Consider the following 15774-nt stretch of genomic DNA (forward strand, 5'->3'; position numbering starts at 1 on the left):
TTTACTATATCTTTGCCAACCTAAATTATTTGAAGTGAATTTATCTCAATATACAAAAGAGTTTTCTTATAACCTGCAATTGGCCTATCCTGTTATTTTGGGTATGCTTGGTCATACTTTGATTGGTATTGTCGATAATTTTATGGTAGGAAATCTCGGTTCAACAGAATTAGCTGCGGTTTCCCTAGGGAACAGTTTTATCTTTATTGGAATGTCATTGGGAATTGGTTTTTCTACGGCTATTACTCCTTTTATTGCTGAAGCCGACGCTGAAAAAAACGATAAAAAGATCCGCACTACTTTTCATCACGGACTTTTATTATGCACTATATTGGGTGTTGCTATTTTTGTTTTAATTGTTTTAGCAAAACCCATTATGCGATTGATGAACCAGCCTGTGGCGGTTGTTGAATTGGCATCGCCTTACATTGATTGGGTTGCTTTCTCGCTGATTCCCGTGATAATTTTTCAAGGATATAAGCAATTTGCAGATGGTTTATCGCAAACCAAATATTCGATGTACGCCATTTATTTGGCTAATGTTGTGCACGTTTTCTTTAATTATGTACTGATTTATGGTGTTTGGGGTTTTCCTAAATTGGGAATACTTGGGGCTGCATTAGGAACCGTTATTTCTAGGATAATGATGGTTGTTTTTATGCATTATATAATGAAACACAATAGTGCTTTCAAACGATATTTTAAAAATTTTACTTTCAAAGAAATTAAGAAGTCGATTTTAATGAAAATTATCAATCTTGGTTTTCCTTCGGCGATGCAAATGTTGTTTGAAGTGGCTTTATTTACTGCTGCTATTTGGCTTTCAGGTTCGCTAGGCAAGAATAGTCAAGCCGCCAATCAGATTGCATTGACTTTGGCTTCCTCTACTTTTATGGTTGCGATTGGTTTTAGCGTAACAGCGATGATAAGAGTTAGTAATTATAGGGGATTAAAAGACTATAACGAATTGATTGTGATCGCAAGGTCTATCTTTTTATTGACGATTATGGTCGAGGTCTTTTTTGGGGCACTTTTTGTGATTTCACATCGATTTTTACCGCATTTGTTTCTGAATATGACCGATATTGCGCAACAGTTGGATAACGCTGAAATAATAATTATCGCTTCCAAATTACTCTTGGTAGCAGCGGTTTTTCAAATTTCAGATGGGATGCAAGTGGTTGTTTTGGGTGCTTTGCGTGGTTTGCAAGATGTAAAAATCCCTATGTACATTACCTTCGTGGCGTATTGGGTTGTTGGATTCCCCATTTCCTATTACCTTGGAAAATACACTAATTTAGGCGCCACTGGTATCTGGATTGGACTTTTGGCTGGGCTAACGTCGGCTGCATTTTTTCTGTACATTCGTTTTTCACGATTGACCAAAAGATTGGTTTTGGAAAATGCGGAAATTTAAAGTTTTTTCTGAACTAATTTGTAACTTCCAATAGGATTCAGCGTATAATAACCGAACAATTTAATTTTCAAACGAAATGATATTATTACTAATTATTGGGGTTATTCTACTGATTGTGAGTTTTGCTGTAAAAAGCAATGCAGGCAATCCGTTATTCAAGTTTTCGAATACGCTTAGAACCATTGGATTTATTGTAATTGCCTTGGGGGTTTTTGCCTCAATGCTCAAACAAATTGATGCAGGTAAAGTAGGCGTAAAATCGCTTTACGGAAGTGTACAACCCGATATTCTTGAAAGTGGTTTGCATTTGATAAATCCACTTTTAGATGTGACTGATTTTGATATTCAAACTCAAAATTATACTATGTCAGCAGTCCATAACGAAGGCTCACAAGAAGGCGATGACGCCATTCGAGTATTGTCAAATGATGGCTTGGAAGTGGTTATAGATTTGACGGTTTTGTACCGCATTATTCCAGCTGATGCGCCAAAAGTTTTCAAGCAAATTGGTGTGAATTACAACGATAAAATTGTACGACCTGTCACCAGAACCCGTATTCGTGATAATGCTGTTTATTATGATGCGGTGGCATTGTATTCGACCAAAAGAAATGAATTTCAACAGCGAATTTTTGCTAATATTGAAGCTGATTTTAAAGCAAGAGGATTGGTCTTGGAGCAATTATTAATAAGAAATATTAATCTGCCAGCATCGGTAAAAGCAACTATCGAAAGCAAGATTAATGCGGAGCAAGAAGCTCAAAAAATGACTTTCGTTTTACAGAAAGAAAAGCAAGAAGCCGAAAGAAAAAGGGTCGAGGCACAGGGTATTGCCGATTACCAAAGAATTATTTCGTTGGGATTGACTGATAAACAATTACAATACGAACAAATAAAAGCACAAAAAGAAATTGCTGTTTCGCCAAATACCAAAATTATTTTTATGGGAAAAGGAAGTGCGCCAGTAATTTTGTCTGATAAATAGTAACTGTTTGTAGTTTATGGTTTGTAGTTTTGTAAAGGACAACAAACCATAAATCATAAACCCTAAACCACAAACATAAAATGGAATTACCAAAATTTTTACTAGGAGACAATACTGATTTTCCGGAAGATATCTTTATTATTCATCTCGATTATCCGCGATTTATCATCAATTTGAAAGACGATGAAGTCGAATTTATGGAAGAAGCCGAAGATCTAGATGAAGGCGAACTAAATGCCGAAATGGAAGGGCTTATTGTTCTTGCTAATGAATTTTATGATCGAGAAATGGAGCGTTACGAAAAAGAGTAATTATACCGATTAGCAATATATAAGAGTCCAATAAATTGTACACAATATATTGTCTATCGGCATAAACCATTGTAAAATTTTTAAATGGATTAGACCATTTTAAAATTACAATTGGTATTACTTCTTAAAATACATTTCCAATAATTCTTGAGCGGCTGCAAAAGGCGATATTTCATCGTTTTGCACCGCTTTTTTTGTGGATTCTAAGAGCTTTTGAATGTCTGAATGATTGTAAAAATTGGTTTTGAGTTGCTCGTTGATAGTCTCTAGCATCCAATATTGATTTTGTTCCTTCCTTTTTTCGAAGAAGTAGTTGTTTTCTTTTGTTAATTTTAGAAATTCAACAATTGTATTCCAAACCTCAGGAATTCCTTTGTGCGTAAGCGCGCTACAAGTGGAAGTTTTTGGTGTCCATCCTGATTTTTTTGCTGGAAATAGATGCAATGCTCGATTGAATTCGGCTTTTGCCATTTCGGCTTTTTTGATATTATCCCCATCGGCTTTATTAATGACAATCGCATCGGCCATTTCCATAATGCCGCGTTTTATTCCTTGTAATTCATCGCCTGCGCCTGATATTTTGAGTAATAAAAAGAAATCTACCATACTATGAACAGCTGTTTCGCTTTGTCCAACACCTACTGTTTCAATGAGAATGGTATCAAAACCTGCTGCTTCGCAAAGGGTTATGGTTTCTCTGGTTTTCCGAGCCACACCGCCCAAAGTTTCGCCTGAAGCCGAAGGTCTTATATAGGCATTGGGGTCTTTGACTAATTCTTCCATTCGGGTTTTGTCGCCAAGAATACTTCCGTGGGAAATTGTACTCGAAGGGTCTACTGCAAGAACGGCAACTTTTTTTCCTAATCCAGTAAGATGTTTACCAAAAGCTTCGATAAACGAACTTTTTCCAACTCCGGGAACTCCTGTGATTCCTATTCTTACGGATTTATTGGCGTGCGGCAAGCAAGCGTTGATTACTTCATTAGCTTTCGCCAAATGGCTCGCATTAGTACTTTCAACCAAAGTAATGGCTCGACTCAAGGCTGAGATGTTTCCATTTAAAATGCCTTCAATCAGCTCTTCTGAAGTAGGTTGTTTTTTTCTAAAAATTTGGATGGCAGCCACAGCATTCGAACTGATAATTTCTGTAGCAGAAATTACATCTTTTTCGTGAAGTGCCGAGTGTTTTTTGTTTTCGTTTTTCAAACCTTAAAATCGTTTGAGTAAAATTAGTAAATTTTGACGAAAATTTCAGTCTAATGTTATTAAACCAGGTTGTTTATTTTGGCGTATTGTAATAAAATAATGGTTTTTGCATCTTTTATTTCGCCTGTAGCAATCATTGCATAAGCTTCCACAAAAGGCATTTCGATTACTTCTATTTCTTCTTGCTCGTGTTCTAATCCTCCGCCATCGTGGACTTTCATCGAAGCATCATATTCGCCAACAAATAAGTGTAAAATTTCAGTAACTGCTCCAGGCGAAACAAAGGTTTCCATAATTTTTTGCACGGATTTTATACGATAACCTGTTTCTTCTTCGGTTTCTCGAATAATACATTGCTCCGGATGGTCTTGGTCAAGAAGTCCAGCGCAAACTTCGATCATCATACCAGTTTCATTCCCGTTGAGGTAGGCAGGAAGTCTGAATTGTCGAGTAAGGATTATGGTTTTTTTAGTCGAATTGAAAAGTAAGATTCCTGCACCGTTGCCTCTGTCGTATACTTCTCTTTTTTGGGTAATCCAAACACCGTCTTTTCTCAGAAAATCGAAAGTGACTTTGTTCAATAAGTACCAATTGTCTGAAAGCAATTCTGTTTGCTGTATTTTTATGTTTGGATTCTTCATTTGGTAGGTTGATTAAAAAAAACGTCCCGAGTTATCGAGACGTTTAGCATTTTTATTTTAAAATCGTTTGCTTTCTGTCTGGTCCAACAGAAATAATTTTTATAGGCACTTCGATATAGTTTTCTATGAATTCAATGTATTCTTTCAACTCTTTTGGCAATTGATCGTAAGAGGTCATTCCTGTTAAATCCTGAGCCCAACCTTTTAATTCAGTGTAAATTGGCGTTACATTTTCGTCTTCGATATTATATGGGAAGTGAGATATCGCTTTGCCTTTATAGTTGTATTGTGTACACACTTTCAATGTAGGGAAACCAGAAAGAATATCGCCTTTCATCATCATCAGTTGGGTTACTCCATTGATTTGTACTGCGTATTTCAAGGCAACTAAATCCAACCAACCACAACGACGTTTTCTGCCTGTAACTGAGCCATATTCATTACCAACTCTTGCCATAGTTTCCCCGTCTTCGTCATGAAGTTCCGTTGGAAACGGCCCGCTTCCCACACGAGTTACATAAGCTTTGAAAATTCCGTACACTTCTTTTATTTTATTTGGAGCAATACCTAGTCCAGTACAAGCGCCCGCAGCTGTTGTGTTTGACGAAGTCACATAAGGATACGTTCCGAAATCTACATCAAGTAAGGAACCTTGAGCTCCCTCGCATAAAATAGATTTTCCGTCTTTTTGCGCTTGATTGATGTATTCTTCGCTGTCGATAAAATCAATTTTTCTCAACTCTTCGATGGATTCGAAGAATTCTTTTTCCATTTCCACTAGATTGTATTGGATGTTTACATCGTAGAATTTGATCATTTCCTCGTGCTTGTTTGCCAAAGATCTGTATCTTTCCTGGAAGTCTTCCAATTCGATATCCCCAACGCGAATTCCATTTCTGCCGGTTTTGTCCATGTATGTTGGTCCAATTCCTTTCAATGTAGAACCAATTTTTGCTTTCCCTTTTGAAGCTTCAGAGGCAGCATCGAGCAAACGATGCGTTGGTAGAATTAAATGTGCTTTTCTAGAGATTATCAATTTGCTTTTGATGTCTAATTCGAATTTTGCTAAGCCTTCAATTTCTCTTTGAAAAACAACAGGGTCAATTACTACTCCATTTCCAATAATATTGATGGCTGTTTTATGAAAAATCCCAGAAGGAATGGTTCTCAAAACGTGTTTTATTCCATCAAATTCTAAAGTGTGACCAGCATTTGGGCCACCTTGAAAGCGAGCTATAATGTCATATTTAGACGTAAGTACGTCAACAATTTTTCCTTTTCCTTCATCTCCCCATTGTAATCCTAGTAATAAATCTGCGGCCATTCTGTTTTATTGTTTGTAGTTAGTTTGTTATTTATTTCGTTTTGTTCCGTATAGATATAAGGAATGATTTGTAATGTCAATATCAAAAATGTCTTCTATGGTTTTTTTGATAGTTTGAATTCGAGGATCACAAAATTCTATTACTTCACCCGTATCTGTCATTATGATGTGGTCATGTTGCTTGTCGAAATATGATTTTTCATAATGTGCTTGGTTTTGACCAAATTGATGTTTGCGCACCAAGCCAGATTCTAATAAAAGCTCGATTGTATTGTAAAGAGTAGCTCTACTAACACGGTAGTTTTTGTTTTTCATTTTGATATAAAGATTTTCTATATCAAAATGCTCTTCGCTGTCATATATTTCTTGAAGAATAGCATAGCGCTCGGGCGTTTTTCGATGTCCTTTGTTCTCAAGATACAATGTAAAAACATTTTTTACAATTTCTTGATTAGTACTATTATCAGCCGATATCTGTGTCATATGCTGCAAAGATAAATTATTATTTTTTAGTTTAGAAGTTAAAAAGTTTAAAAGTTTAACAACAACTCCTGCGCTTTTAAATGGAGAATCATTTCCTAATTATTGTATTCTCGGGTTACCTTGTCAACACCGTCAATTTGTTTAATATTGTCTATTAATTTCTTCAAAATATTATTATTTTGAACAATTACAGCAATTTTTCCGTTGAAGATACCTGCTTCCCCACTAAGCGAAATACTTTGAATGTTTACGTTCATATTGTCTGAAATTACTTTCGTGAGTTTATTGGTGAGTCCAATAGTGTCCATACCGGTAATATGTAAAATAGCCTTGAATTCTTGTTGGGAAGAATCAATCCATTTTGCTTGCATTATCCTGTACGCATAATTCGATTGCAAGCTAATGGAGTTGGGGCAATCCCTCTTGTGTACTTTAATTCCTTCATTAATAGTAACAAATCCAAAAACTTCGTCCCCAGGAATTGGGTTGCAGCAAGTAGATAGTTTATAATCTAATTTGTCTTGGTCTGCACCAAAAACCAGCATGTCGTAATTGCTATTGAGTACTTGTTTGTGAATATCTTCATTAGCAGTACTAGCGGATCGTTTGATTTTATTTTTGAAGAAATTAATAAAGGTGTTGCTTTTTTGAGCAGCATAATCTTTTAACTGTTGGTTCTCGATTGCTCCAACACCAACGCGGTAAAATAAATCTAAACTTGTTTTTAATTTGAAAAAGTTGACTAGTTCATTCACCACTGATTCACTTAAGGTTATTTTTAAGTGTTTCAATTTTCGGGTAAGGATTTCTTTTCCTTCTTCTGCAATTTTTTTGGTATTCTCATTGAGAACGTTCTTAATTTTATTTTTTGCGCGAGAAGTAGTTACATAATCCAACCAGTTAATGGTTGGTTTTTGATATTGAGAAGTAATGATTTCTATTTGATCACCACTTTTCAATTCGTGATTTAATGGCACTAATTTTCCGTTGACACGGGTTCCTCTTGTTCGGATTCCAACTTCCGAGTGAATGCTAAACGCAAAATCAAGCGAAGTTGCGCCTTTAGGCAATGATTTTATTTCTCCTTTTGGAGTAAAAACGAAGATTTCCTTTGAATACAAATTCATTTTGAAATCCTCTACAAAATCTACTGCATTGGTTTCAGGGTTTTCCAAAGCTTCTTTGAGTAGATTCAGCCAAATGTCTAAACCGCTTTCCTCACTGCCCCCTTGTTTGTATTTGTAATGGGCAGCATATCCTTTTTCCGCAATTTCGTCCATGCGTTCACTACGAACTTGCACTTCGACCCAGCGTCCTTTTGGTCCCATTACTGTAATGTGTAAAGCCTCATATCCCGTAGTTTTTGGCGATGAAATCCAATCACGCAATCGGCTTGGGCTTGGGCGGTAATGATCGGTAACAATTGAGTAAATTTTCCAAGCTAAAAATTTTTCTTCTTGTGGCTCTGATTTATAAACAATACGAATGGCAAATTTGTCGTAAACTTCATCGAAACCTACTCCTTGGGCTTTCATTTTTCTGTAGATAGAAAAGATAGATTTTGGTCTCCCTTTGATGATGTATTCAAGATTTTCTTTGTCTAATGATTTTTTTAAGACATCGGAAACGTCTTTGATATACGCATCTTGTTCTTCTTTTGTTTCTTTTATTTTGCTTACAATATCATTGTAAATTTCTGGCTCAGTGTATTTTAATCCTAAATCTTCGAGTTTGTTTTTTATTTTATACAGACCCAAACGATGGGCTAGTGGTGCATAAATATATAGGGTTTCAGAGGCAATTTTGATTTGTTTGTGATCCTCCATATTGTCTAAAGTTTGCATATTATGCAATCTGTCGGCAATTTTAATTAGAATAACACGTACATCGTCATTGAGCGTGAAAAGCATTTTTCTAAAGTTTTCAGCTTGCATCGAAACGTTCATTTCTTTTTGAACTTTCGAAATTTTTGTCAATCCTTCGACTAGTTGTGCGACTTTTGGACCAAACATTTTGTCAATGTCTTCAGTCGTAATGGGAGTGTCTTCTACAACATCATGTAATAATGCTGCCGCGATCGCAGTAGCTCCCAAACCAATTTCAGATGCTACAATTTTGGCCACTGCAATAGGATGAAAAAAATAGGCCTCGCCAGATTTTCTGCGCTGATCTTTATGCGCATCCATAGCGACGTCAAATGCTTTACGAATGAGTTTTTTGTCTTCGGTAGTTAAGGTTTGGTAACTAATGCGAAGTAACTCTTTGTATTCTTGAGCAATGGCCTTGTTTTCTTTTTCTAAATCTATTTCTAGCATAACCGATTTGTTGATTTTTTAAAAATAGGTATAACTAATGAGATATGCAAACGGGGATTGAAAAATGTGGTTTTAAAACGTTTACTATTTTACTCTAACAAAATCCAAATCTTGGAAATCATAACTAAAGTCGGTCAAGTCTGAAATGGGTTTCATTTTTAGTCCTTTTGAATTTCCGTTTTCATCCCGTTCGAAAAACAAAAAAGCATCTGCGTTGAAACTACGATTGTTCCATTTTACTGTAAAAGTATTGTCTTTATAAAAGAAAACCTCGCCTGCAAGTTGGGGAGATCGAGTGGATTTGAAAAATAACTTCCCTTTTTTTTCTGAAAGTTCAATTTGTCCAAACCAATTATCAACATAAGATCCAGTATAATTCTTGAAATCAATTTTCTTTTTTTCTTTTAGATTATTGGTTACCGTTGCCCATACTTTATTAGTGGTTTTATCAGCTGCCGAAACATTATCTTTTTCTCGTTTGCTATATAATTCTACATAATTGGTATATGGAATACTTAGGTAGCTGTCTTTGATCGTGTTTGTAATAGCGGTAAAAGCAGCTCCCGATTGCTGATTGGTCAATACCACAATTCCTAAATTGAGTTCAGGGAACAAGGTTGTTTGAGTTACAATCCCTTCCAATCCACCGGTGTGAGTTACTTGTTTGTAGCCTTTGACATCGCTCAAAAACCAACCCAATCCATATCCACTAAAATGGGTGTTATAGGGTGGTCTTGTATTGGTAGGAATTATAGTTTGAAGGCTCCACATCTCGTTGTGTTCCTTTTTAGAAAACAATTGGAACTGATTTTCTGGGCCATATTTTCCATTATTCAATTGCAAGATCATCCATTTGCTCAAATCGTTTACGCTCGAATAAATTCCTGCAGCAGCATCAAAAAGTTGATTTTTATATCTTGAAATTACTTTAAGTTTTCCATCGGTAGGAACGTGAGGTACAATAATGTTAGTGGTGTCTTTCAATCTCAAAAAGGAAGCGGCACTATTGTTCATTGCCAATGGTTTCATAATTCGTTCTTCGATAAAATCGCACCAAGTTCTACCGCTTGCTTTTGCAATAACTTCGCCTGCTACGATATACAACAAATTGTCGTAATCGTATTTGGTTCGAAAAGCCGAAACAGGTTTTAAATACTCTAAATTACGGATAATGTCAGTCGCAGTGAAATCACTTCCGTCAGGCCAAATCATTAAGTCGCCAGCACCAAGACCCAATCCGCTTCGGTGAGTGACCAAATCGCGAATGGTAAATTCGTTGGTAACGTAATCATTGTACATTTTGAAATCAGGGAGATATGTAATCACTTTATCGTCCCAGGTGAGTTTTTTTTCATCAACCAACATCGCTATTGCAGCAGTCGTAAAAGCTTTGCTGTTGGATGCAATTCCAAACAAGGTGTTGGCATCGACTTTTTCTTTGGTCAGGATCGATTTTAGTCCGTAACCTTTAGAAAGAATCACTTTTCCGTCTTTAACAATAGCTACGGCAATTCCCGGAACGTCAAAACTTTTCAGTGTGTTTTCAACTAAATCATCAACTTGTTTTTCGCTTATTTGTGCGAAAGAGTTTAAATTGCTAATAAGCAGTAGTACGACGATGGTTAATTTAATAGTATTCATAATTCAATATTCTGTTTTCTATGTTCTATTTTCTCTACACTATTTTCTAAAATCTGCTCCCGATAGCTATCGGGACTAAAATCCCCTTTGTCTTTTAGCTTCAAATATCAAAATGGCCGCAGCAACAGAAACGTTCATACTGTCGATTTCGCCTTGCATCGGGATGATGATATTTTGTGTGGCTGCATCTCGCCATTCTTGGGTTAATCCCGTTGCTTCCGTGCCAACAACCAAAGCAGTTGGAGTAGTGTAATCTTGGGTGTGATAGGAAGTTGAATTTTGTAAAGTGGCGCAATAAATATTGATTTTTCGTTCTTTCAAAAAAGCAATAATTTCGGTTGTGGTCCCAGTGGCGATTTGGTTGGTAAACAAACAACCTACGCTAGAACGTACAATATTGGGATTATACAAATCACTTTTTGGATTGGCAATGATTACGGCATCGAGATGGGCTGCATCGGCAGTGCGTAATAGCGCACCAATATTTCCTGGTTTCTCTGGGGCTTCAGCCACAAGAATAAATGGATTTTTAGTTAATTTTATATCTGCTAATTGCAAGGATTTGGATTTGGCTACAGCCAAAACACCTTCGGTGGTATCGCGATAGGCTAGTTTTTGATAGACTTCTTTTGAAATTTCTATTAGTTCTGCAGTTTTCGAAAGGCTATGAATCTCATTTGGTGCCAATAAGTCTGGCAAAAACAAAATCGTTTCGATTTCATATCCGCCTTTTGTTGCAATTTCAATTTCTCTTTTTCCTTCAATCAAAAAAGTTCTGGATTGTTTGCGGGCTTTTGCTTTTTCTTGCAAGAGCACTAACGATTTAATGAATGGATTTTGAGCAGAAGTGATTTGTTTCATTTTGAAATTTAAAGGGTAAAGTGTCAAAGTTACAAAGGTTTTGTCTTTTTTTTTGCATATTTTTGGTGCATATATACTTTTATGGTTTCATTTTGAAAAATTATTCGGTTAGATTATATCAAAAAAGCGATTATGATACTTGGAATGTGTTTATTGGTCAAGCCAAAAATGCAACTTTCCTTTTTCATCGTGATTTTATGGACTATCATTCCGATCGATTTCAGGATTATTCCTTGATTGTTTTGAATGGTGAAAAATGGGTGGCTGTACTTCCTGCAAATGTGGTAGGTAATCAAGTTTTCTCGCATCAAGGATTGACTTATGGGGGATTGGTGTATAATGAAAAAGTTGGTGCAGTATTGGTCGATATTATTTTTAATAAGATTTTAGATTTTCTAAAGGATAACAAAATAGAAAATTTTGTATTAAAATTGATTCCCGAATTTTATCAATTGAGGTCTTGCAGTGAAATAAATTATTTTTTGTTTCGAAAGAATGCTGTATTACTAAAGCGAAGTATGAATTTAGCGATAGATTTTACTAAGCCATTGAATATATCAAAAAGTAAGTTGAAACATTTTAGAAGAATTACTAAACTTGGAATTTCTATTGAAGAAGTAGAAGATTGTACCTCTTTTTGGAACGAAGTTTTAATTCCCCGGTTACAAGAAAAACACCAAGCAAAGCCAGTTCATTCATTAAAAGAGATTAATCAATTGAAATCTGATTTTCCTGAGAGTATAAAACAAATTAATGCGTATTTTGACGGTGAACTTGTTGCCGGGATTACACTTTTCTTCTCTCAGCAAGTTGTTAAATCACAGTATGGAGCCACTACTCATAGGGGAGAAGCTGTTAGAGCATTAGATTATTTGTTTATCAATTTGATAATGAAATACTCAGGTGATTTTTCTTTTTTTGATATGGGTATCGTTGATGATAAAAATTCATATAATGCAGGTTTACTGCAGCAGAAAGAAGAATTAGGATGTGCTGTTTATATTCAGGACGTATATAAAATCGACATCGGGAACGATTTGAAAAATAAGGACATTAGACAATGATACAATTTCTCGATTTAAAAAAAATTAATGCGCCTTATGAAACTGAATTTCAAGAAAAATTGAAAACGGTTTTAGATAAGGGTTGGTATATTTTGGGCGATGAAGTTGCTTCATTTGAAACTAATTTTGCCAATTATTGTGGAGCACAACATTGCATCGGTGTTGGCAATGGTTTGGATGCTTTGGTTTTGATTTTCAAAGGCTACATTCAATTAGGAAAATTGCAAAAAGGGGACGAAGTAATTGTTCCTGCCAATACTTATATTGCCAGCATTTTGGCGATTTTAGAGGCAGATTTGATTCCAGTTCTGCTCGAACCCAAGTTGGAAACCTACAACCTAAATCCTGCTTTGATTTTAGAAAAAATTACTTCAAAAACGAAGGCAATTCTTGCTGTTCATCTTTACGGACAATTAGCCGAAATGGATGAAATCAATAAAATTGCAATTCAAAATAATTTGATTGTTGTAGAAGATGCTGCACAAGCGCACGGCGCTAGAAAAAGTAGCCAGCGTTCAGTAGGAAGTGTTCAGTTAGATTCTGGGACACACAACACACAACGCACAACACCCATTAATAAAGCGTACAGTTTTTATCCAGGCAAAAATTTGGGTGCTTTAGGCGATGGTGGCGCGGTTGTTACTAATGATGCGGAATTGGCAAAAGTGATACAGTCACTTAGAAATTATGGTTCCGAAGCGAAATATCAGAATGAATTTATTGGTGTCAATTCACGATTAGACGAAATTCAAGCGGCTTTTCTAAATGTGAAATTGCCTAATTTGGATGCTGAAAATACTGTTCGAAAAGCAATTGCCAAACGCTATTTGTCTGAAATCAAAAATTATAAAATTACTTTACCATTTTGGGATTTGTCTGATAATCATGTTTTTCATTTGTTTGTCATTCGAACCAAAAACAGAAATGAATTGCAACAGTTTTTATTAGAAAAAGGTATTCAAACGATGATTCATTATCCAATTCCGCCACACAAGCAAAAAGCTTTTAGTCCCGAGACTTCGGGATGGAATAATTTGTCTTTTCCAATTACTGAAAAAATTCATAATGAAGTTTTGAGTTTACCAATAAGTCCAGTGATGACAATAGATGAGGTGGATTTTGTTGTTTCAATTTTAAATCAGTATTGATGGGGATCATTAGTAAAATAAAATACATTTGCTTTGTTTATTTGCGAATCAAGAAATATGAAATACTTTCTGATTGCAAGAATGTAATAGGAAATCCAATAAAGTGTCATCCTTTATTGCTAAAGGGAAAAGGAAAAATTTTCTTTGGTAAAAATGTACAAATAGGAGTACTTTCTTCGCCTTTTTTTTATTCACATTATAGTTATTTTGAAGCTAGAGAAACCTTCAGTGAAATTAGTATTGGAGACGATGTAGCCATTAATAATGCTTTTTCGATAGAATGCAATGCTAAAGTTATAATTGAAAATGATGTTTTAATTGGATCTTTTTGTTCTATTATGGATAATGATGGACACGATTTGGCAATAGAAAAGAGAAAGGATGGGAATCATCCTAAAATGGCATCGATTCATATTCAACAAAATGTATTTTTAGGCTCGAATGTTACCATTTTAAAGGGAGTCACCATCGGAAAAAATTCGATTATTGGCAATGGTTCCGTTGTGACAAAAAGTATTCCTGACAATGTGATTGCTGCTGGAAATCCTGCAAAAGTTATTAGAAATTTATAACATTGAAAAATCTTAAACAAAATAAGCTAATAAAAATTTTATCACTGAACTCTATTTCGGTTGTGATTAGTTTTTTTTTGGGAATTGCTTCTACCAAAATTGTTTCCCTATTTATGGGTGCTTCTGGAATGGCTTTGCTGGGGAGTTTTAAAAATTTCACTTCAATGTTTAAGTCAATGTCAACTCTAGGAATCAATAATCTGGTTGTTAAGTTAGTTGTCGAAAACAAAGAAGATAAGAAAGAACTTTCGATCATTTATTCTACTTTTTTTTGGGTTTTTTTGCTTATTTCAATTGTTTTAGGAGGAGGTATTTTGATATTTTCAGGATTCATTGCTGAATTTTTATTTTTCAGTAAAAGCTATCTTATTCCTGTTCAATTTTTCGCTTTGCTTTTGCCTTTAGTGGTTCTCAATGTTTTTTGGATGGCAATTTATAATGGTCTCGAAGCCTTCAAAAAAATAGTTGTGATACAAATCATTTCTAATGTTTTGGTTTTTGGACTTACAGCATTTTTGATTTGGAAGCAAAATATTTTTGGAGGTCTTTTGTCAGTCGCTTTGAGCGAATTACTTTTGATATTGGTCACTTTTTTGTTTGTGAGAAGGGATAAGAGCTATTTTCAATTTGATTTACAAAGAATTGTCAGCCAAAAATATTTTGAAGCCATACTGAAATTTTCATCGATGGCATTGTTAAGCGCAATCATTGTTCCTTTGACTTTAATTTTGATTAGGACGCAAATTATTAATCGTTATTCTATTGAAGAGGCAGGGATTTGGGATGCTGTAAATAGATTGTCGAGTTTTTATATGTTGATATTTAGTTCGGGTTTGTCCTTGTATTATATGCCTAAATTAGCATCTTTAGAGACAGAAGTTGAGTTCAAGGAAGAACTTAAATCGTATTTCAAGATTTTGGTTCCACTTTTTTTGATTATATTAATTGTGGTTTTTTTTGCAAAGGAAATTATTGTTGACTTGGCTTTTACCCCTGCATTTTCAAAGATAAAGGGATTATTGATTTGGCAACTTTCCGCTGATTTTGTAAGGATTATGGCACTGGCTTTTGGATATCAAATTTTAGTAAAAGCAATGATAAAAAAATACTTTATTATCGAGATTGCCTTTCACTTGGTCTATTTATTTTTATCTTATTATTTGGTGCAATTTTATTCTTTAGAGGGAGCTTTGCAAGCTTATTTCTTTGCCAATTTATTTTCATTCACTTTAATTTTATGGATGTTTAGAAAATTGTTAAAAACTAGTAGTTAGCAGTTTCGCAAATGATTTAGTTATATTTGTTGAACCCATTGATTTAGTATTCACAGAATAAAAATATGAATCACGCTTTCTGTTTTTATAGCGGTTTGTTTAATTTTTTTGCCAAAAACAATTTATAAATGAAAATTTTTAACGATATTCAATACATAAATTTTCCTACGATAGAAGATACTCGTGGTAATTTAGCTTTTATCCAAAACGATATTTTACCATTTGAATTCAAACGAATTTATTATCTTTTTGATGTACCAAGTACTGCTTTTAGAGGGGGACATTCGCACATCGATCAGCAGGAAATTCTAATTGCATTGAGCGGGAGTTTTGAAGTTGTTCTCGATGATGGTCATGAGAAAAGGACAGTGCTTTTAAATAAACCAAATGTGGGTTTGCACATAACTACTGGGATCTGGCGCGAATTACAAAACTTTTCATCAGGCGCAGTTTGCCTTGTTGTAGCTTCGGATGTCTTTGATGAAGCCGATTATATTCGGGATTATGCTGATTTTTTAAAGTTAAAATAAGT

At 34.9% G+C, this 15774-nt stretch carries 15 protein-coding genes; 8 read left to right on the forward strand and 7 right to left on the reverse strand.

The genetic code is table 11. The features are described 5' to 3' along the window. Positions 1 to 34: 34 nt before the first annotated feature. From ACIQ1E_RS00410 to ACIQ1E_RS00420, 3 genes are all read left to right on the forward strand, one after another. Complete coding sequence (locus ACIQ1E_RS00410; RefSeq protein WP_396167685.1) at positions 35 to 1417, forward strand: MATE family efflux transporter; 1383 nt, start codon at positions 35 to 37, stop codon at positions 1415 to 1417. A 76-nt stretch (positions 1418 to 1493) separates the two neighbouring features. Continuing rightward, positions 1494 to 2402, forward strand: coding sequence for a prohibitin family protein (locus ACIQ1E_RS00415; RefSeq protein WP_396167687.1), 909 nt, complete (start codon positions 1494 to 1496; stop codon positions 2400 to 2402). A gap of 80 nt (positions 2403 to 2482) precedes the next feature. Continuing rightward, positions 2483 to 2713 carry a hypothetical protein gene (locus ACIQ1E_RS00420; RefSeq protein WP_039110009.1) on the forward strand — a complete coding sequence of 77 codons (231 nt, stop codon included), beginning with the start codon at positions 2483 to 2485 and terminating at the stop codon, positions 2711 to 2713. Between the two features lie 117 nt (positions 2714 to 2830). On the opposite strand, the gene meaB is transcribed toward ACIQ1E_RS00420, so the two are convergent. The 7 genes from meaB to ACIQ1E_RS00455 all read right to left on the reverse strand — a co-directional run bounded on the left by meaB (position 2831) and on the right by ACIQ1E_RS00455 (position 11184). Continuing rightward, positions 2831 to 3919 carry a methylmalonyl Co-A mutase-associated GTPase MeaB gene (gene meaB, locus ACIQ1E_RS00425; RefSeq protein WP_396167690.1) on the reverse strand — a complete coding sequence of 363 codons (1089 nt, stop codon included), beginning with the start codon at positions 3917 to 3919 and terminating at the stop codon, positions 2831 to 2833. 59 nt (positions 3920 to 3978) lie between these two features. Continuing rightward, positions 3979 to 4560: a GDP-mannose pyrophosphatase NudK gene (gene nudK / locus ACIQ1E_RS00430; RefSeq protein WP_396167692.1), complete on the reverse strand. Its 582-nt coding sequence runs from the start codon at positions 4558 to 4560 to the stop codon at positions 3979 to 3981. 52 nt (positions 4561 to 4612) lie between these two features. Continuing rightward, positions 4613 to 5884 (reverse strand): adenylosuccinate synthase, encoded by a 1272-nt coding sequence (locus ACIQ1E_RS00435; RefSeq protein ID WP_396167694.1) that lies wholly within the window; start codon positions 5882 to 5884, stop codon positions 4613 to 4615. A gap of 27 nt (positions 5885 to 5911) precedes the next feature. Further along, positions 5912 to 6367: a Fur family transcriptional regulator gene (locus ACIQ1E_RS00440; RefSeq protein WP_396167696.1), complete on the reverse strand. Its 456-nt coding sequence runs from the start codon at positions 6365 to 6367 to the stop codon at positions 5912 to 5914. 95 nt (positions 6368 to 6462) lie between these two features. After that, the gene (locus ACIQ1E_RS00445; RefSeq protein WP_396167698.1) at positions 6463 to 8682 is read right to left on the reverse strand and encodes a RelA/SpoT family protein; all 2220 of its coding nucleotides are present in this window, start codon (positions 8680 to 8682) and stop codon (positions 6463 to 6465) included. 84 nt (positions 8683 to 8766) lie between these two features. After that, entirely contained in the window at positions 8767 to 10323 is a 1557-nt protein-coding gene (locus ACIQ1E_RS00450; protein ID WP_396167700.1) for a serine hydrolase, read from the reverse strand. A 75-nt stretch (positions 10324 to 10398) separates the two neighbouring features. Next, positions 10399 to 11184 carry a TrmH family RNA methyltransferase gene (locus tag ACIQ1E_RS00455; protein ID WP_396167702.1) on the reverse strand — a complete coding sequence of 262 codons (786 nt, stop codon included), beginning with the start codon at positions 11182 to 11184 and terminating at the stop codon, positions 10399 to 10401. A 92-nt stretch (positions 11185 to 11276) separates the two neighbouring features. Between ACIQ1E_RS00455 and ACIQ1E_RS00460 the strand changes: the two genes are divergently transcribed. The 5 genes from ACIQ1E_RS00460 (at position 11277) to ACIQ1E_RS00480 (ending at position 15772) form a co-directional block, all read left to right on the forward strand. Then, positions 11277 to 12248, forward strand: coding sequence for a FemAB family protein (locus ACIQ1E_RS00460; protein ID WP_396167704.1), 972 nt, complete (start codon positions 11277 to 11279; stop codon positions 12246 to 12248). After that, a complete protein-coding gene (locus tag ACIQ1E_RS00465; protein ID WP_396167706.1) occupies positions 12245 to 13396 on the forward strand; it encodes a DegT/DnrJ/EryC1/StrS family aminotransferase in 1152 nt (383 codons plus the stop codon). Before ACIQ1E_RS00460 ends, ACIQ1E_RS00465 begins: the two co-directional genes overlap by 4 nt. Then, the gene (locus ACIQ1E_RS00470; protein ID WP_396167708.1) at positions 13396 to 13968 is read left to right on the forward strand and encodes an acyltransferase; all 573 of its coding nucleotides are present in this window, start codon (positions 13396 to 13398) and stop codon (positions 13966 to 13968) included. The genes ACIQ1E_RS00465 and ACIQ1E_RS00470 overlap by 1 nt, the downstream gene beginning before the upstream one ends. Before the next feature lie 2 nt (positions 13969 to 13970). Next, positions 13971 to 15242 carry an O-antigen translocase gene (locus ACIQ1E_RS00475; RefSeq protein ID WP_396167711.1) on the forward strand — a complete coding sequence of 424 codons (1272 nt, stop codon included), beginning with the start codon at positions 13971 to 13973 and terminating at the stop codon, positions 15240 to 15242. Positions 15243 to 15370: 128 nt separating this feature from the next. Then, positions 15371 to 15772, forward strand: coding sequence for a sugar 3,4-ketoisomerase (locus tag ACIQ1E_RS00480; RefSeq protein ID WP_396167713.1), 402 nt, complete (start codon positions 15371 to 15373; stop codon positions 15770 to 15772). Positions 15773 to 15774 lie beyond the last annotated feature (2 nt).

The organism is Flavobacterium sp. (genome assembly GCF_044348915.1).
Classification (GTDB): Bacteria; Bacteroidota; Bacteroidia; order Flavobacteriales; family Flavobacteriaceae; genus Flavobacterium.